The organism is Kitasatospora cinereorecta (genome assembly GCF_024172095.1).
Classification (GTDB): Bacteria; Actinomycetota; Actinomycetes; order Streptomycetales; family Streptomycetaceae; genus Kitasatospora; species Kitasatospora cinereorecta.
Genome location: NZ_JAMZDX010000001.1, coordinates 752,404 through 769,241, shown reverse-complemented (window position 1 = coordinate 769,241; position 16,838 = coordinate 752,404). Strand labels below are relative to the sequence as shown.

Sequence of the window (16,838 nt, the reverse complement as noted above, 5' to 3'; positions counted from 1 at the left end):
GGATGGTGCCGTGCCGTTCTCACACAGGGTGGTGCGGCCGGGGGTCACCCGCCTCCGGCGGATGGGCCGGGGAGGGTTGACGGAAGCTCAGTCCGGCGCGGTGGGCAGCCGGTTCACACAAGGGTGTCAGCCATGTGCGGGCAGTGTCGGTGAATCCGCCGATTCCCGTCGAAAACGCCGCCGGTAACGTCAGATTGGCCGGATCCTGTCGGACCGTTCATCGCATGTCTCCATCCCCGTTGCGCTCCCCTCCGAACCGTACGCGCCGTCCTCGGCCGGACACGGCGGGTGAGGGTACGGTCACCATGGTTCGCCGCCTCCGCGCTTTCTTCACCCGGCTGTCGCGGAATCGCATCAACTGGCCTCGGTGGGCTAGCGTGGTCGACCGTGCGTCTCGTAATTGCCCGTTGCTCCGTCGACTATGCCGGTCGGCTGTCCGCCCATCTCCCGTCCGCCACCCGGCTCATCCTGGTGAAGGCCGACGGGTCCGTCAGCATCCACGCCGACGACCGTGCCTACAAGCCGCTCAACTGGATGTCCCCGCCGTGCAGCCTCAAGGAGGCCGACGGGACCTGGACGGTGACCAACAAGGCCGGCGAAAAGCTGATCATCACGCTGGAGGAGGTGCTGCACGACTCCTCGCACGAACTCGGCGTCGACCCCGGACTGGTGAAGGACGGCGTCGAAGCCCACCTGCAGGAGTTGCTCGCCGACCGGATGGAGGTGCTGGGCTCCGGCTGGCAGCTGATCCGCCGCGAGTACCCGACCGCGATCGGTCCCGTCGACATCCTGTGCCGCGACTCCGACGGCGCCACGGTCGCCGTCGAGATCAAGCGGCGCGGCGAGATCGACGGCGTCGAGCAGCTCACCCGGTACCTGGAACTGCTCAACCGCGACCCGCTGCTCGCGCCGGTGAAGGGCGTCTTCGCCGCGCAGGAGATCAAGCCGCAGGCCCGCGTCCTCGCGACCGACCGTGGGATCGGCTGCGTGGTGCTGGACTACGACGAGCTGCGCGGCATCGACGACGACAAGCTGAAGCTCTTCTAGGGCGTCGTCGGCCCCGTCGTCGTCGGAGTTGCGGTCGACGGCGTGGCCGTGGGCGTCGTGGCCGTCGAGGTCGGCGCGGTCGGTGTCCCCGCAGGCGTCGTGCTCGTGACCGGCGGCGTGGTCGCCGGGGCCGTCGTGGTGGTCTTCGCCGTCGGCGACTTGCTCGGGGTGGGCTTGCGGGTGGTCGTCGCGGTGGCGCTCGGCGAGTCGGTGGCGCTCGGGGTGCCCGAGTCGGTGGTGGCGTCGGTCGGGGTGTCCGACGGCGTGGCCGAGAAGGACATGTCGCCCGGGACGGCGCCGTCCTCGACCGAGTTGCCCGGGTGGAGGCCGCCGCCCGAGGAGCCGTGGGTGCCGGTGACGCTCAGCCCGATCGCGGCGCCGAGCACCCCGACCGCGAGCACCGCCGCGGATGCGGCCAGCACCGTGCGCCGGGTGTCCCCGCTGGTCCGCGGCATGGCGCGGAAACGATACGGCACCTGGGCGATCGCCCGGATCACCGGCCGCCGCCCGACCGCCGGCAGCTCCGCGGGCGCGACGACCGGCATGATGTCCGCCTTCAGCAGGTCGAGCATCCGGCGGGCCGAGGCGTTGCCGCGCGGCTCGCCGAGGGCGGCGCGCAGCGCCACCGCCGCGTCCAGTTCGGTCGAGGCCCGCTGCGGGGCGCCGACGCACAGCGCCAGCACGCCCAACTCGTGGTGGAACCAGGCCTCGTCGGCGCTGGCGCCGAGCGTCCGGGCGGCCTCCAGGCCGAGCTGCAGCACCCGCTCCCAGGCGCCCCAGCGCAGGGACAGGGCCAGCGCGGGCGCGGCCGCCCGGGCCAGGCGCAGGACCGCCTCGGGGCGTCCGGCGTCGCGGTCCGCGCGCAGCGCGGCGACCAGGACCTCGCCCTCGGCGGCGATCTGCCGGGTGGAGACCGAGCTGTGCCCCACCCACCAGGAGAAGTGCTCGGCGGCGCCGTACGCGATGTCGCCGAGCGGCCAGTGCGGGGCGAGTTGGGCGGTGACGCCCTCGGTGAGGCGGTGGTGGCCGCCGACGGAGACGGCCAGGCCGCAGTCGATCAGTTCCTGCAGGGCGCTCTCGCCGTGGCTGACGTCGATCAGGGCGGGCAGGTGCGGGGCGGTCGGGCACTCGCCGTCCAGGGCGAGGGCGAGCCGCAGCACCTCCTGGGCCTGCTCGCCGAGGCCCTCGGCGAGCAGCACGGCGGGTGCGGCGCTCGCCGCGACGGAGGGCAGCGGCACCCCGCGGCGCAGCTCCGCCTCCAGCAGGGCGGGGTCGTCCGGTTCGGGGACGTGCTGGACCGAGCCGAACAGGTCGACCCGGTCCTCCTGGGCGGCGACCAGGGCGTCGACCGTGACGTCCCGGTGGCGCAGCAGGGCGGCGGCGCGGACGAACCGCAGCGGCAGGCCCTCCGACTCGAACCAGAGGTCCACCGCCCAGGCGCGCTCGGCCTCGTCCAGGGCGCGGCCGGCCAGCCGGGCGGCCAGGGTGAGGCAGGCGGACCGGGAGAGACCGGCCACCAGGTGGTCGCGCAGCCGGGAGCCGGGTGCGGGCTGGGCGTTGCCGGGGCGGTCGGCGATCAGGAAGGCGCACTCGGGTGCGGCGGCGAGCAGTTCCTCCAGCTCGTCGCCGGCCGGTTCGACGTCGTCGATGACGACGACCGCGCCGACGCCGCCCAGCAGCCCGGCGAGTTGGCGCCGGTCGGGGCGGAACTCGGGGGCGTGATGGGTGGCGGCGAACAGGTCCTGGAGCAGGTCGTCGACGCCGCGGCGGTGGCCGCTGAGGCGGACCACGCCGTCCGGCGCGAGTTCGGTGGCGGCTTCGGCGACGGCGGCCAGCAGGGCGCTGCGGCCGGAGCCGGGCTGGCCGACCAGACGGACCGAGCGGCCCTCGGCGAGCAGGGCGAGCAGTTGGGCGACGTCGGCCTCGCGGTCCAGCAGCGGCAGGTCGCCGGGGCCGCTGCCCAGGGCGAGCGGGCCGACCGCAGGGGTGGGGCCGAGCTGCGGGCGGGCCTGGACCAGGCTGCGGATCCGGCGCGGGGCGGGCCGCCAGTCCTCGGGGCACGGCCGGGCCTCCGAGCCGTCGGGGCCTCCGACGGTCAGCAGCCTTTCGCCGCTTACCAGTTCACCGGTCCGCGGGCGCACGCCGTCCTGCCGGAAGTCGCCGCCTGGCTGTTCCACGTCGTTGCTCCCCGTCTCATCACCACCGGTTCCTGAGCGCAGACTTTCCCACACCTTGTGACGAGGTCAACAGGTGGGTGTCATGCACCGGCTCCGCGCCGGGTCGCGGCGGGGCGCGACGGGTCAGCCGAGCGCCGGGAGGGTGGTGCCGTACGCGTCGGGGACGGCGCCCTCGACGGCGAGGATGCGGTGCAGCCGGGTGGCGACCAGCAGGCGCTGCAACTGCAGCGGGACGTCGCGCAGGACCAGGCGGCGGCCGAGCCGGCCGGCCCGGCGGTGGGTGCCCATGATGACGCCGAGGCCGGTGGCGTCCCAGAACTCGAGGCGGCCGAGGTCCAGGACCAGGTCGCCCTGGCCGCCGTCGACGGCGGCGTGCAGGCGGGCGCGGGCGTCGGCGGCGCTGCGGACGTCGAGGCGGCCCTCGATGGCCAGGCCGGTGTGGTCGCCGGTGATACGCACGCTGTCCTCCTCCTCGGCCGTCTGCCGGGTGTTCCGGGGATCCTGCTCGGGCGGGAGTCACCCGTCCCGGCGCGGTGCCGCGTCACGCGCGGCCGGGCCCGCCGAACGGCCCTGCCCCCCCTCATCTGACGGTGAACCATCTCCGCAGGTTGCTGCCACCCGGCGGACTCTGAACCAACTTCACCCGTCCGAGGGAATATACGCAGGAAGTGCCCATACCCACGCTCGATTCCCGCCCAAATCACCCGTCCGGGGCGTGACCGTGAGCAAACTCACCCGGCCGGCGGCCGCCCGGGCGGGCGTCCGGGTGACGGACGGCGCGTCCACCACCCGGACACGGACGGACACGGACGAGCCGCTCAGCCCTCGTAGCCGTAGAAGCCGCGGCCGCTCTTGCGGCCGAGGTCGCCGGCGGTGACCATGCGGGCCATGACCTCCGGGGCGGCGAACTTCTCGTCCTGGGTCTCCGCGTAGATGTTGCGCGCGGCGTGCAGCAGGATGTCCACCCCGGTCAGGTCGGCGGTCTGCAGCGGGCCCATCGGGTGACCGAAGCCCAGTCGGCAGGCGGTGTCGATGTCCTCGGCCGAGGCCACGCCCGACTCGTACAGCTTGGCCGCCTCGACCACCAGCGCGGTGATCAGGCGGGTGGTGACGAAGCCGGCCACGTCGCGGTTGACCACCACGACCTCCTTGCCGACGCCCTCGGCGAAGGCGCGGGCGCGGGCCAGCGTCTCGTCGCTGGTCTTGTAGCCGCGGACCAGCTCGACCAGCTTCATCAGCGGCACCGGCGAGAAGAAGTGCACACCGACCACGGACTCCGGGCGCTCGGTGACCGCGGCGATCCGGGTGATCGGGATGGCGGAGGTGTTGGAGCCCAGCACCGCACCGTCCTTCGCCAGCTTGTCGAGCTCGCGGAAGACGCCCTCCTTGACCTCGAGCTTCTCGAAGACGGCCTCGATCACGATGTCGGCCTCGGAGACCGCGCCCAGGTCGGTGGTGGTGGTGATCCGGCCCAGCGCCGCCGCCGCGTCCTCGGCGGTCAGCTTCCCCTTGGCCACGAACTTGTCGTACGAGGCCTTGATGCCGTCCAGGCCGCGCTGCAGGGCGGCGTCGGTCACGTCCCGCAGCACCACGGCGTGGCCCGCCTGCGCCGACACCTGGGCGATGCCCGCGCCCATGAGGCCGGCACCGACCACGGCGATCTGCTGGGGGGCTGCGTTGCTCATGACTGGGTCTCCCGAGTGCCGTCCGAAATGCGGCCCCGGGCAGGGGTCACCCCCGGAGCCGCGCCGCTCGTGCACGGGACTTTAGTGCCCGAAGCGCCCGCGTGGTGCCATTCGGCGGTGTGATCTGCGTCGTCACCTGACGGTCAGTCGGGTGGGCGTACGCCGAGCTCCTGCGCCAGGATCGCCGCCTGCACCCGGCTGCGCAGCGCCAGCTTGGCCAGGATCCGACTGACGTGGGTCTTGGTGGTGGCCTCCGCCATGTCCAGCCGGGCGGCGATCTCCCCGTTGGACAGGCCCGCACCGAGGCAGCCCAGCACCTCCCGCTCCCGCGGCGTGAGCCCGGCCAGGTCGTGCGGCGGCGGGGCCTGCTCCGGACGGGCGAAGGAGGAGATCAGCCGGCGGGTCACCGAGGGGGCCAGCATGCCGTCCCCGCGGGCGACCGTCCGGATCCCCTCCACCAGCGCGTCCGCCTCCAGGTCCTTCAGCAGGAAGCCGGCCGCCCCCGCCCGCAGCGCCCCCCACACGTACTCGTCCAGGTCGAAGGTGGTCAGCACCAGCACCTGCGCCGCCCCGGCCGCCACCACCTGCCGGGTCGCCGCCACCCCGTCCAGCCGGGGCATCTGAACATCCATCAGCACCACGTCCGGCCGCAGCTCCAGGGCCAGGCGCACCGCCTCCTCGCCGTCCGCGGCCTCCCCCACCACGTCCAGGCCCGGCTCCGACCGCAGGATCATCACCAGCGCCGCCCGGACGGCCGCCTGGTCCTCCGCCACCAGCACCCGGATCACGGCTGCTCCCCCTTCGCCTCGCGCGGCAGCACCGCCCGCACCCGCCACAACCCGTCCGCCGGCCCGGCCGTGAAGCTGCCGCCGAGCAGCTGCGCCCGCTCCCCCATGCCCACCAGTCCCGCCCCCGCTCCCTGCAGCTTCCGGCCCTGCCCCTCCCGGTGCGGGCTCTCCGCGGTGATCTCCACCTCGTCCGGACGGTATCCGATGCGCAGCCGCACCGTGCCCGGCGCGGCGTGCTTGAGCGCGTTGGTCAGCGACTCCTGGACGATCCGGTAGGCGGCCAGTTCCACCGGCGCCGGCAGCTCGCCACGCTCGCCCTCCTCGTACGCCTCGAAGGCCAGCCCGGCGCCCCGACCCGTCGTCCGGGCCTGCGCCAGCAGGGTGTCCAGGGCGTCCAGCCGCGGCGCCGCGTACGGGCCCTCCGGGCTGTCCTCGCGCAGCAGGCCGATCATCCGGCGCATCTCGGCCAGCCCCTGCACGCTGTTCTCCCGGATCACCGCCAGCGCCTCCACCAGCGGATCGTCCGCCGTCCGCTCCTGCCGCCGGGCCACCGACTGCGCGCCGGTGGCGTGGATCGCGATCGCCGACAGGTGGTTGGCGATCACGTCGTGCAGCTCGCGGGCCATCCGGGCCCGCTCCGCCACCACCGCGCCGCGCCGGTCCAGCTCCGCCAGCAGCGCGGTCTGCTCGGCGCGCAGCCGCTCCGTCTCGGCCCGGTCCCGGTGGCGGCGCACCAGGTCGGCCGTCCACACCGGCGCGATGAAGATCAGACCGCAGAAGCCCGCCACCACCAGCGCGTTCGGCACGTCCGCGTAGAGCAGCGTCAGGCTGGAGAGCACCAGCGTGGTGGCGCCGCCGGTCAGGTGCAGCACCTTGCCCATCCGCGGCCGCCCGTACAGCACGCCCGCGTACAGCAGGTCCGTGTACATCACCACCATGGCCAGCACCGAGCCGTAGAACACCCCGACGCCGAACACCACCCCGCCGACGCTGACCGTCCACACGGTGTGCGAGCGCCGCATCACCTCCAGCCCCGCCATCACCACCACCGGCACCATCGCCAGCCACGCCGGCACGTCCTCGTTCCGGTCGTAGGCGCCGACCGACACCAGCAGCAGGCCGGCGAGCAGACCGGCCAGCGCGATCGCCAGGTCCTGCTGCCGGGGGGAGAGCGTCATTCCCCCATCCCACCATCCGTCGCCCCGGGCCGGACCGACCCCGGGAACGAGCCGCCGTACATCGAAGGTCGCACCCCGGTCCGCCGCCGCGGACGACGACCCGCGCCCCCGCTCCCGGCACGATCGGAGCCATGGTCTCCCTGATCGTCGCCGGAGAGGTCGGCTTCTGGGTCGTCCTCGCGCTCGGACTGGCCGCCCGCTACCTGCTGAAGTGGCGGCGGGTCGGCGCCGCCCTGCTCCTGCTGCTGCCCGCGGTCGACCTCGCCGTCCTCGTCGCCACCGTCGCCGACCTGCGCGCCGGCGCGACCGCCGACTGGACCCACGGCCTCGCCGCCTCGTACGTCGGCTTCACCGTCGTCTTCGGCCACCGCCTGGTCACCCGCGCCGACGCCCACGCCGCCCACCGCCTCGCCGGCGGCCCGAAGCCGCCCCGCGCCCCGCGCTACGGGCGGCCCCGCGCCGCCCATGAGTGGACCGTCGCCGGCCTCACCACGCTGGCCTGCGCCATCACCGTCGCCCTGATCGCCGCCATCCAGTGGCTGGTCGACGCCCCGGCCCGCACCGCCGGCCTCGACCCCTGGTACCCGCGGATGGCCCTGGTCGCCGGCATCAACCTGGCGATCGCCGCCAGCTACACGCTCTTCCCCAAGCGCCCGAAGGCGTAGGTCCTAGCGGTTCTCGCCGGGCACCCACAGGACGTCGCCGCGCTCCTTGTTGGCCGTCCGGGCCAGGATGAACAGCAGGTCGGAGAGGCGGTTCAGGTACTTCGCGGTCAGCGGGTTGACGGTGTCGCCGTGCGTCTCGATCGCCGCCCAGGTGGCGCGCTCGGCCCGGCGGACCACCGTGCACGCCAGGTGCAGGTAGGCCGCACCGGCGGTGCCGCCCGGCAGGATGAAGCTGCGGAGCTTCTCCAGCGACGCCAGGTAGTGGTCGCAGTCCGCCTCGAGCCGGTCGATGTACGACTGCACCACCCGCAGCGGCGGGTACTCCGGGTTCTCCACCACCGGCGTCGCCAGGTCCGCGCCCACATCGAAGAGGTCGTTCTGGATCCGGGTCAGCACCACCGAGACGTCCTCCGGCAGCCCGCCCGCCGCGATCGCGACACCCAGCGCGGCATTGGCCTCGTTGGTGTCCGCATAGGCGATCAGTCGCGGGTCGGTCTTGGTCGTCCGGCTCATGTCGCCCAGCGCCGTCGTGCCGTCGTCCCCGGTCCGGGTGTAGATACGCGTCAGATTCACCATGCCCGCAGCGTACTCACGCCCCGCGCGGCTCACCCGTGATTGCGACGCCGATCACAAACCCCTTCGCCGGCCCGTCCGGCACGACGACCTCCGTCCCGTACGGCATCCGCACCTCGGCCTCGTAGCTCGCCTTCTCGGCGTTCGGCGCGGACAGCACCGTCACGTGCCCCACCCCGTCGAAGTCGTCGATGATCACGTACACCGGGACACCGGCCCGCGCGTACGCCCGGCGCTTGCGCACCAGGTCGCGCTTGCGAGCGTCGTGTCCGGGAGAGACCACCTCGGCCATCAGCCCGATGTGCTCGGCCAACGCGCCGAGCCTGTCGCCATCGAGTACCGAGCGCAGGTCAGCGGCGGTGACGAGCACATCCGGGATCCAAACCTTGCGCCCGAAGATCGCATTGGTGTCCTGGTAGGCCGCTGCCTCTCCCCCCGACAGGAACCGGTCCAGTTCTCGCCGCAGCATGTTGGCGACCAGCGCGTGCTCGCCTCCGCCAGTCGGTGACACCTCGATGCACCCCTCCACGATCTCGGCTCGGAAGCCTTCGGGGAGTTCGAGGGTTTTCCACGCCTGCCACAGCACCTCGTCGAGGTCGGGAGCGTCTTCGAAGTCGAGATCTGCCTCATGGGCCAGAGCGGTCATGCGGAACCCACCTCCTCCGCCAGTTTGAACGGCCGAGGCGAGTCTGCACAACGAGCCAGGCGGGCGGCGGTGGTTCACAGGCGAACCACCGGAACGGGTGATCGGGTCAGGCGACGTTGACGCGCTGGCCGGGGGGTGCGGCTTCGAGCCAGGCGAGGAAGCCGGTGAGGGCGTCCTCGCTCATGGCGAGCTCGAGGGGGGCGCCGTGGTGGAGGCAGCGCAGGACGACGGAGCCGGAGAGCAGGGCGAGCTCTTCCTGGCCCTCGGGGTAGCGGCGGCCGAGCACCTCGATGTCGGTGCGGGGCAGGGTGCGTCGCGGGCGGGGCGCGTACGAGAAGACCCGGAACCACTCGATGGAGTCGCCGCTGTACCGCCCGATACCAAAAACCCACCCCTTGCCGTCGGTCACCGGGACCGGGGCGGAGGTGGGCTGTCCGTGCTCGTCGAGGTCGGGCTGCGTGGACGCGTCGGCGGGCATTTTGAGGCGGAGGGAACAGTCGAAGGTCCCGCCGACGCGCTGGATGAGGCGGCGTCGTACGGCGAATCCGACCAACCCGGCCACGCCGACGGCGACGACCACCGCGCACACCACAAGGGCGAGGACCATGCTCACCGACCTCCTCGCTACCTTCATCCCCGTTGCCGACCGTCTCGACGACCGAGGCGACCGCACTGTCCTACCAACTGATACGACAGTCCCGGGGTCACGCTCACGCGTCCCCGGGACCGTCGGTGAAGCTACGCTCAGACGTGCGCCTTGAGGCCGCGGACGGCCAGCAGGCGAACCTCGGCGCGACGCTCGGCGTGCGCGTCGAGCTCGGACTGGGCCAGCTCGAGCGCCCGCTCGGCGCGCGCGACGTCGATCTCGTCCGCCAGCTCGGCGATCTCGGCGAGGATCGAGAGCTTGTTGTCGGCGAAGGAGATGAAGCCGCCGTGCACCGCGGCGATGACGGTGCCGCCATCGGTGGTGCGGATGGTGACCGGACCGGTCTCCAGCACGCTCAGCACCGGGGTGTGGCCCGGCATGATGCCGGTGTCACCGGAGGCCGTACGGGCGACAACGATGGTGGCCGCACCGGACCACACCTTGCGGTCGGCTGCGACCAGCTCGACGTGCAGCTCAGCCAACGTGGGCTCCTAGGCTCTTGCCGAGACATCGACACTGGCGCCAATTTCTCGACAGTTTCGGTAAGAATAACGGGCCCGTGCCCCCGGAATGAAACCAAGGGCTCGGAAATGACCGGGATCACAGCCGTACCTGACCGTGAGGGGTGGCCCCCAGGTGCCGGGGACCACCCCTCAACGGTTCGGTCAGCCGTCAGCCGGCCGGGCGATTACTTCTTGGCCAGCTCGGCGGCGTTGCGCTCGAGGTCCTCGATGCCACCGCACATGAAGAAGGCCTGCTCCGGAACGGCGTCGTACTTGCCGTCCGCGATGCTGTTGAAGGCCTCGATGGTCTCCGACAGCGGCACGGTCGAACCCTCGACACCGGTGAACTGCTTCGCCACGTAGGTGTTCTGCGAGAGGAAGCGCTCGATGCGACGGGCGCGGTGCACCGTGATCTTGTCGTCCTCGGACAGCTCGTCGATACCGAGGATCGCGATGATGTCCTGCAGGTCCTTGTACTTCTGCAGGATCCCCTTGATACGGACGGCCGTGTCGTAGTGGAGCTGCGTGATGTACCGCGGGTCGAGGATGCGGGACGTGGAGTCCAGCGGGTCGACGGCCGGGTAGATGCCCTTCTCCGAGATCGGGCGCGACAGAACGGTGGTCGCGTCCAGGTGGGCGAAGGTGGTGGCCGGCGCCGGGTCGGTCAGGTCGTCCGCGGGGACGTAGATCGCCTGCATCGAGGTGATCGAGTGACCGCGGGTCGAGGTGATGCGCTCCTGGAGGAGGCCCATCTCGTCGGCCAGGTTCGGCTGGTAGCCCACCGCGGAGGGCATACGGCCGAGCAGGGTCGACACCTCGGAACCGGCCTGGGTGAACCGGAAGATGTTGTCGATGAAGAGGAGCACGTCCTGCTTCTCGACGTCGCGGAAGTACTCCGCCATGGTCAGCGCGGAGAGCGCGACCCGCAGACGGGTGCCCGGCGGCTCGTCCATCTGGCCGAAGACCAGCGCGGTCTTGTCCAGAACGCCCGAGTCCACCATCTCGTGGATGAGGTCGTTGCCCTCACGGGTCCGCTCACCGACACCGGCGAAGACCGACACACCACCGAAGTTCTCGGCGACGCGGTAGATCATCTCCTGGATCAGAACGGTCTTGCCGACACCGGCACCACCGAACAGACCGATCTTGCCACCGGTCACGTACGGGGTGAGCAGGTCGATGACCTTGATGCCGGTCTCGAACATCTCGGTCTTCGACTCGAGGTCCTTGAACTCCGGCGCCTTGCGGTGGATCGGCCAGCGGACCTCGACCTGCGACTCGAACTCGGCCTTGTCGACGTTCAGCACCTCACCGAGGGCGTTGAAGACCTTGCCCTTGGTGATCTGGCCGACGGGGACGGAGATGGCCTCGCCGAGGTCGGTCACGGTCGCGCCACGGACCAGGCCGTCGGTCGGCTGCATCGAGATGCCGCGGACCAGGCCGTCGCCGAGGTGCTGGGCAACCTCGAGGGTCAGGGTCTTCTTGCCCGTGCCGTCGGGGTTGTCCACCTCGACGTGCAGGGCGTTGAACATGTCGGGAATCGCGTCGACGGGGAACTCCACGTCGACGACCGGGCCGATGACCCGCGCGACGCGGCCCGTCGCCGTGGTCGGCTCAACAGTGGTGGTCATACTCATTCGCTCCCGCGGCTAGCGTCTGCGAGCGCGTTGGCACCGCCGACGATCTCGCTGATTTCCTGGGTGATCTCGGCCTGACGGGCCGAGTTGGCAAGCCGCGTGAGCGACTTGATGAGCTCGCCGGCGTTGTCCGTCGCGCTCTTCATCGCGCGGCGGCGGGCGGCGTGCTCGGAAGCGGCCGACTGCAGCAGCGCGTTGTAGATCCGGCTCTCGACGTACCGCGGCAGCAGCGCGTCGAGGACGCCCTCCGCCGACGGCTCGAAGTCGTACAGCGGGAAGATCTGGTGCTTGGCCGGCGTCTCGTCGCTGAGCTGGACCTCGTCCAGCTTCAGCGGCAGCAGCCGGGCGTCCTGGGCGGTCTGCGTCAGCATCGACTCGAACTTGGTCGACACCAGGTGCAGCTCGTCCACGCCGCCGGTCTCGGCCGTGAAGGCCTCGATCAGCTCGGCCGCGACAGCCTTCGCGTCACCGTAGGTCGGCTTGTCCGAGAACCCCGTGTACGACCCCGCGACCGACAGGTTGCGGAAGTTGTAGTACGAGACGCCCTTGCGGCCGACGATGTACGTCACCACGTCCTTGCCCTCGTCGCGGAGCTTCGCGCTGAGCGCGATGGCCTGCTTGATGGCGTTGGTCGAGTAACCGCCCGCCAGACCGCGGTCCGCCGTGATCAGCAGCACGGCGGCCTTGGTGGCGTTCGGGTTCTCGGTGGTGAGCGGGTGCTTGGCGTTGGACCGGGTGGCCACCGCCGTCACCGCCCGGGTGAGCTCATCGGCGTACGGAGTGGAGGCGGCCACCGCGCGCTGCGCCTTGACGATGCGCGACGCGGAGATCATCTCCATCGCCTTGGTGATCTTCTTCGTCGCGGTGACAGAGCGGATCCGGCGCTTGTAGACCCGAAGCTGTGCTCCCATGGGTCGTTACGTCCTTTCCCTCGTTACCGGACTCAGGCCTGCTCGGACAGGAGCTTGCCGTCAGCCGTGGTGAAGCCCTGCTTGAAGCCCTCGATCGCGCTGGTCAGCGCGTCGATGGTGCCGTCCTCGAGCTTCTGGGTCTCGACGATGCCGGCGAGGATGCCCTTGTGCTCCAGGCGCAGGTGGTCGAGGAACTCGCGCTCGAAGCGACGGATCTCGGCGACCGGGACGTCGTCCAGCTTGCCGGTGGTGCCGGCCCAGATGGAGACGACCTGCTCCTCGACGGGGAACGGCTGGTACTGGCCCTGCTTCAGCAGCTCGACCATGCGCGCACCGCGCTCCAGCTGGGCCTTGGAGGCCGGGTCCAGGTCGGAACCGAAGGCGGCGAACGCCTCCAGCTCACGGTACTGGGCCAGGTCCAGGCGCAGGCGGCCGGCGACCGACTTCATGGCCTTGATCTGGGCGGAGCCACCGACGCGGGAGACCGAGATACCGACGTTCACGGCCGGGCGGATGCCGGCGTTGAACAGGTCGGACTCCAGGAAGCACTGGCCGTCGGTGATGGAGATGACGTTGGTCGGGATGTACGCCGAGACGTCGTTGGCCTTGGTCTCGATGATCGGCAGACCGGTCATCGAGCCGGCGCCCAGCTCGTCGGAGAGCTTCGCGCAGCGCTCCAGCAGGCGGGAGTGCAGGTAGAAGACGTCACCCGGGTAGGCCTCGCGGCCCGGCGGGCGGCGGAGCAGCAGGGAGACGGAGCGGTAGGCCTCGGCCTGCTTCGACAGGTCGTCGAAGATGATCAGGACGTGCTTGCCGTCGTACATCCACTCCTGGCCGATGGCCGAGCCGGTGTACGGGGCGAGGTACTTGAAGCCGGCCGGGTCGGAGGCGGGAGCAGCCACGATGGTGGTGTACTCCAGCGCGCCGGCCTCCTCCAGGGCGCCGCGGACGGACGCGATGGTGGAGCCCTTCTGGCCCACGGCGACGTAGATGCAGCGGACCTGCTTCTTCGGGTCGCCCGAGCGCCAGTTGTCACGCTGGTTGATGATGGTGTCGATCGCGACGGCGGTCTTGCCGGTCTGGCGGTCGCCGATGATCAGCTGGCGCTGGCCGCGGCCGATCGGGGTCATCGCGTCGATGGCCTTGATGCCGGTCTGCATCGGCTCGTGGACCGACTTGCGGACCATGACGCCGGGGGCCTGCAGCTCCAGGGCGCGGCGGCCGGTGGTGGCGATGTCGCCCAGGCCGTCGATCGGGTTGCCCAGCGGGTCCACGACGCGGCCGAGGTAGCCGTCGCCGACCGGGACGGAGAGGACCTCGCCGGTGCGCTGCACCGTCTGGCCCTCCTCGATGCCCGAGAACTCACCGAGGACGACGACACCGATCTCGCGGGTGTCGAGGTTCAGCGCGAGGCCGAGGGTGCCGTCCTCGAACTTCAGCAGCTCGTTGGCCATGACCGAGGGCAGACCCTCGACCTTGGCAATGCCGTCCATGGCCTCGGTGACCGTGCCGACCTCTTCACGCGAGGCCGCGTCCGGCTGGTACGACTGGACAAAGTCGGCCAGCGCGTCCCGGATCTCCTCCGGACGGATCGTAAGCTCCGCCATCAGGCTTCCCTGCTCTCCTAGTTTGCGATCCTCGGCCCGCCATTGAGGGCCGCAAGTACTCGACTCTCGGCCGGGTCGGGTGAACCGGCCGTACGTTTTGCCGGTTCACTCGGTGTGAACCGACGCCCGACCGAGGGTCGGATGGTGCTTGGTGCTCAGCCTTCGAGGCCCTGGCGAGCGCCCTCGAGGCGGCTCGCGACGGTGCCGTCGATGATCTCGTCACCGATCTGCACCCGCACACCGCCCTGGACCGCGGGGTCCACGTCGATGTTCAGGTGCACCTGGCGCCCGTAGAGGCCGGCCAGGGCGGCGGCGAGCCGCTCCTTCTGCCGGTCCGAGAGCGGGATCGCGGTGGTGACCAGGGCCACCACGCGCCCGCGACGGGCGGCGGCGAGCTTGGAGTAGGACTCCAGGCCGCCTTCCAGGCTACGGCCACGCGGGTTGGTGACCAGGGCGGTGACCAGGCGGACGGTGCCCGCGTTGGCGCGGCCGCCGAGCAGCTTCTTGATCAGCTCCGCCTTGGCGGCGGTGCCGGCCTTCGGCTCGGTGAGCGCGGCGCGCAGCTCGTGCGAGCCGGCGACCACGCGGCCGAACCGGAACAGCTCGTCCTCGAGGTCGTCCAGCGAGCCGGCCTTGTCGGCGGCGATGACCTCGGCGTAGGCGCCGAGCTCCTCGACCGCGTCGACCAGGTCACGCGCGCCCGACCAGCGGGAGCGGACCAGGCCGGAGACCAGGTCGACGGTCTCGCCGGAGACCTGGCCGGACAGCAGCGAGCCGGCCAGCTGGGCCTTGTCCTGGCCCGACCGGGACGGGTCGGTCAGCACCCGGCGCAGCGAGACCTCGCGGTCCAGCAGCACGGTGACCGCGGCGAGTTCCTCGGCGAGCTTGGCCGCGTCCACCGAGGTGTTGTCGGTCAGGCTCTCGAGGTTCTCGCGGCCGGCGGCCAGCGCCTCACGGCTGGCGCCGATCACTTGGCGCCCGCCGAGGCAGCGGCCTTGGCCTCGAGCTCGGTGAGGAAGCGGTCGATCACGCCGCTCTGCCGGGCGTGGTCCTCGAGGGACTCACCCACGATGCGGGAGGCCAGCTGGGAGGCCAGCGAACCCACGTCCTGGCGCAGGGCGGCAGTCGCCTGCTTCTTGTCGGCCTCGATCTGGGCGTGGCCGGCGGCGACGATGGACTCGCGCTGACGCTGGCCCTCCTCGCGCATCTCTGCGATCAGGGCGGCACCCTGCTCACGGGCGTGCTCGGTGATCCGAGCGGCCTCGTGACGCGCCTCGGCCAGCTCGCCGCGGTACTGCTCGAGAAGGGCCTGAGCCTCCTCCTGAGCAGCTTCCGCGCGCTTCATGCCGCCCTCGATGGCGTCACGGCGCTCCGCCAGCACGTTCTCGATGCTGGGGAGGAGCTTCTTACCGAGAAGGCCGAAGACGATGAAGAAGCAGAGCAGGCCGATGATGACCTCGGGCCACGCGGGGAGGAGCGGGTTCATCTGCTCCTCCGCCGCGAGGATGACCTCGGGGTACATATCAGAACCTTTCGTCGAAACTGGCTACCGGTGGGCCAGACTTACTTGCCGTAGACGAACGGCATGACGATGCCGATGAGCGCGAGCGCCTCGGTCAGCGCGAAGCCGATGAACATGTTGGAACGGATCAGGCCGGCAGCCTCGGGCTGACGGGCCATGGCCTGCACACCGTTACCGAAGATCAGGCCGACACCGATGCCGGGGCCGATCGCGGCGAGGCCGTAACCGATGGACGCGACGGAACCGTGGACACCTTCGGCGAGAACGGACATCTCAGCTAATCCTTTGCGGGATGGAGTACCGGTGGGTGTTGGCCACCGGGAGTTCGGGGCGCAGCCGTTGGGCTGCGGTGCTCAGTGAGCCTCTTCGAGGGCACCGGCGATGTAGCTGCTGGCGAGCATCACGAAGATGTAGGCCTGCAGGAACTGGACCAGCAGCTCGAAGCCGGTCAGCGCGACGGCGACCACGAAGGAGACGGAGCCGTAGAGGGCGCCGATGCTCGGGCTGAGCAGGTACCAGGAGGCGACCGAGAACACCACGATCAGCAGGTGGCCGGCGAACATGTTCGCGAAGGCTCGGACCGCGAGGGTGAACGGGCGCACGAAGATGTTCGAGATGAACTCGATCGGGACCAGGATGAACATGACCCAGCCGGGGATGCCCGAGGGCCAGCAGAGGTTCTTCAGACCGCCGACGAAGCCGTGCTTCTTGAACGTCAGGGTCATGTACGTGACCCATACAACCGCCGCGAGGCCCACCGGGAAGGCGATCTTCGCCATCACCGGGAACTGGGCGAACGGGATGATGGACATGATGTTCATGATCCACACGAAGAAGAACATCGAGACCAGCATCGGGACGTACTTCTCGCCCTTCTTGCCGATCGTCTCCAGCACGATGCTGCGCTTGACGAAGTCGTAGCCGATCTCGCCGACCAGCTGCAGCTTGCCGGGGAGGATCTTCGGCTTGGCGAAGGCGGCCCAGAAGAAGACGACCACCAGAACCGCGCAGATGATCGACAGCAGCATCGGCTTGGTGAAGTCGACCCCGCCGACGGTGAAGATCGGCTTGAAGTCGAACTCGTTCAGGCCAGGGGCCGGGAAGCCGCAGCCGGAGTTCAGGTGGCACCCGGCCTCGGAGGCGAGCTGGAAGTCAGCACCCACCACAGACTCCTTCGTCATGACGCATGGTTACGGCAACCTCGGTGTGTCGGCGTGGCCTGCGGCCACGGTGCGGCACTGGGACTTGTTGGA

The 16,838-nt window shown here is 70.9% G+C and carries 18 protein-coding genes; 2 read left to right on the top strand and 16 right to left on the bottom strand.

Annotation, left to right across the window (positions count from 1 at the left end):
* Positions 1–387 precede the first annotated feature (387 nt).
* Positions 388–1,047, top strand: coding sequence for an endonuclease NucS (gene nucS, locus FHR36_RS03565; protein WP_253793686.1), 660 nt, complete (start codon positions 388–390; stop codon positions 1,045–1,047).
* Here nucS and FHR36_RS03560 read toward each other — a convergent pair.
* From FHR36_RS03560 to FHR36_RS03540, 5 genes are all read right to left on the bottom strand, one after another.
* Positions 1,044–3,224 carry an ATP-binding protein gene (locus tag FHR36_RS03560; protein ID WP_253793684.1) on the bottom strand — a complete coding sequence of 727 codons (2,181 nt, stop codon included), beginning with the start codon at positions 3,222–3,224 and terminating at the stop codon, positions 1,044–1,046. The two genes, nucS and FHR36_RS03560, sit on opposite strands and share 4 nt — an antisense overlap.
* A 123-nt stretch (positions 3,225–3,347) precedes the next feature.
* Positions 3,348–3,683, bottom strand: a complete 336-nt coding sequence (locus tag FHR36_RS03555; RefSeq protein WP_253793682.1) for an STAS domain-containing protein — start codon at positions 3,681–3,683, stop codon at positions 3,348–3,350.
* A gap of 359 nt (positions 3,684–4,042) precedes the next feature.
* On the bottom strand, positions 4,043–4,909 hold the full coding sequence (locus FHR36_RS03550; protein WP_253793680.1) for a 3-hydroxyacyl-CoA dehydrogenase family protein: 867 nt from the start codon (positions 4,907–4,909) through the stop codon (positions 4,043–4,045).
* A 143-nt stretch (positions 4,910–5,052) separates the two neighbouring features.
* Positions 5,053–5,697 (bottom strand): response regulator, encoded by a 645-nt coding sequence (locus tag FHR36_RS03545; RefSeq protein WP_253793678.1) that lies wholly within the window; start codon positions 5,695–5,697, stop codon positions 5,053–5,055.
* Positions 5,694–6,875, bottom strand: a complete 1,182-nt coding sequence (locus FHR36_RS03540) for a sensor histidine kinase (protein WP_253793676.1) — start codon at positions 6,873–6,875, stop codon at positions 5,694–5,696. The genes FHR36_RS03545 and FHR36_RS03540 overlap by 4 nt, the downstream gene beginning before the upstream one ends.
* Positions 6,876–7,006: 131 nt before the next feature.
* On the opposite strand from FHR36_RS03540, the gene FHR36_RS03535 reads away from it, so the two are divergent.
* Positions 7,007–7,540 carry a hypothetical protein gene (locus FHR36_RS03535; RefSeq protein ID WP_253793674.1) on the top strand — a complete coding sequence of 178 codons (534 nt, stop codon included), beginning with the start codon at positions 7,007–7,009 and terminating at the stop codon, positions 7,538–7,540.
* A gap of 3 nt (positions 7,541–7,543) precedes the next feature.
* Here FHR36_RS03535 and FHR36_RS03530 read toward each other — a convergent pair whose 3' ends face one another.
* The 11 genes from FHR36_RS03530 to atpB all read right to left on the bottom strand — a co-directional run bounded on the left by FHR36_RS03530 (position 7,544) and on the right by atpB (position 16,766).
* Positions 7,544–8,116: a cob(I)yrinic acid a,c-diamide adenosyltransferase gene (locus tag FHR36_RS03530; protein WP_253793673.1), complete on the bottom strand. Its 573-nt coding sequence runs from the start codon at positions 8,114–8,116 to the stop codon at positions 7,544–7,546.
* Between the two features lie 13 nt (positions 8,117–8,129).
* Positions 8,130–8,759 (bottom strand): Uma2 family endonuclease, encoded by a 630-nt coding sequence (locus tag FHR36_RS03525; protein WP_253793671.1) that lies wholly within the window; start codon positions 8,757–8,759, stop codon positions 8,130–8,132.
* A gap of 106 nt (positions 8,760–8,865) precedes the next feature.
* Positions 8,866–9,366 carry a DUF2550 domain-containing protein gene (locus FHR36_RS03520; RefSeq protein ID WP_253793668.1) on the bottom strand — a complete coding sequence of 167 codons (501 nt, stop codon included), beginning with the start codon at positions 9,364–9,366 and terminating at the stop codon, positions 8,866–8,868.
* Positions 9,367–9,503: 137 nt separating this feature from the next.
* Positions 9,504–9,887: a F0F1 ATP synthase subunit epsilon gene (locus FHR36_RS03515; protein WP_253793666.1), complete on the bottom strand. Its 384-nt coding sequence runs from the start codon at positions 9,885–9,887 to the stop codon at positions 9,504–9,506.
* A gap of 206 nt (positions 9,888–10,093) precedes the next feature.
* Positions 10,094–11,539 (bottom strand): F0F1 ATP synthase subunit beta, encoded by a 1,446-nt coding sequence (gene atpD, locus FHR36_RS03510; protein ID WP_253793664.1) that lies wholly within the window; start codon positions 11,537–11,539, stop codon positions 10,094–10,096.
* Positions 11,540–11,541: 2 nt separating this feature from the next.
* Positions 11,542–12,456, bottom strand: coding sequence for a F0F1 ATP synthase subunit gamma (locus tag FHR36_RS03505; protein ID WP_253793662.1), 915 nt, complete (start codon positions 12,454–12,456; stop codon positions 11,542–11,544).
* A 32-nt stretch (positions 12,457–12,488) separates the two neighbouring features.
* Positions 12,489–14,063, bottom strand: coding sequence for a F0F1 ATP synthase subunit alpha (gene atpA, locus FHR36_RS03500; protein ID WP_253793660.1), 1,575 nt, complete (start codon positions 14,061–14,063; stop codon positions 12,489–12,491).
* Positions 14,064–14,218: 155 nt separating this feature from the next.
* A complete protein-coding gene (locus FHR36_RS03495) occupies positions 14,219–15,034 on the bottom strand; it encodes a F0F1 ATP synthase subunit delta (protein ID WP_253793658.1) in 816 nt (271 codons plus the stop codon).
* Positions 15,031–15,585, bottom strand: coding sequence for a F0F1 ATP synthase subunit B (locus FHR36_RS03490; RefSeq protein WP_253793657.1), 555 nt, complete (start codon positions 15,583–15,585; stop codon positions 15,031–15,033). The genes FHR36_RS03495 and FHR36_RS03490 overlap by 4 nt, the downstream gene beginning before the upstream one ends.
* A gap of 41 nt (positions 15,586–15,626) precedes the next feature.
* Entirely contained in the window at positions 15,627–15,857 is a 231-nt protein-coding gene (atpE, locus tag FHR36_RS03485) for an ATP synthase F0 subunit C (protein ID WP_253793654.1), read from the bottom strand.
* Positions 15,858–15,938: 81 nt separating this feature from the next.
* Positions 15,939–16,766, bottom strand: a complete 828-nt coding sequence (atpB, locus tag FHR36_RS03480) for a F0F1 ATP synthase subunit A (protein ID WP_253793652.1) — start codon at positions 16,764–16,766, stop codon at positions 15,939–15,941.
* Between the last annotated feature and the right edge of the window lie 72 nt (positions 16,767–16,838).

Excerpts from the sequence above, each read along its gene's own strand:
- FHR36_RS03525 (WP_253793671.1), bottom strand. The coding sequence starts at position 8,759 with ATGACCGCTCTGGCCCATGAGGCAGATCTCGACTTCGAAGACGCTCCC.
- FHR36_RS03505 (WP_253793662.1), bottom strand. The coding sequence starts at position 12,456 with ATGGGAGCACAGCTTCGGGTCTACAAGCGCCGGATCCGCTCTGTCACC.
- FHR36_RS03550 (WP_253793680.1), bottom strand. The coding sequence starts at position 4,909 with ATGAGCAACGCAGCCCCCCAGCAGATCGCCGTGGTCGGTGCCGGCCTC.
- FHR36_RS03490 (WP_253793657.1), bottom strand. The coding sequence starts at position 15,585 with ATGTACCCCGAGGTCATCCTCGCGGCGGAGGAGCAGATGAACCCGCTC.
- FHR36_RS03530 (WP_253793673.1), bottom strand. The coding sequence starts at position 8,116 with ATGGTGAATCTGACGCGTATCTACACCCGGACCGGGGACGACGGCACG.
- FHR36_RS03520 (WP_253793668.1), bottom strand. The coding sequence starts at position 9,366 with ATGGTCCTCGCCCTTGTGGTGTGCGCGGTGGTCGTCGCCGTCGGCGTG.
- FHR36_RS03535 (WP_253793674.1), top strand. The coding sequence starts at position 7,007 with ATGGTCTCCCTGATCGTCGCCGGAGAGGTCGGCTTCTGGGTCGTCCTC.
- atpD (WP_253793664.1), bottom strand. The coding sequence starts at position 11,539 with ATGACCACCACTGTTGAGCCGACCACGGCGACGGGCCGCGTCGCGCGG.
- FHR36_RS03540 (WP_253793676.1), bottom strand. The coding sequence starts at position 6,875 with ATGACGCTCTCCCCCCGGCAGCAGGACCTGGCGATCGCGCTGGCCGGT.
- atpA (WP_253793660.1), bottom strand. The coding sequence starts at position 14,063 with ATGGCGGAGCTTACGATCCGTCCGGAGGAGATCCGGGACGCGCTGGCC.
- atpB (WP_253793652.1), bottom strand. The coding sequence starts at position 16,766 with ATGACGAAGGAGTCTGTGGTGGGTGCTGACTTCCAGCTCGCCTCCGAG.
- atpE (WP_253793654.1), bottom strand. The coding sequence starts at position 15,857 with ATGTCCGTTCTCGCCGAAGGTGTCCACGGTTCCGTCGCGTCCATCGGT.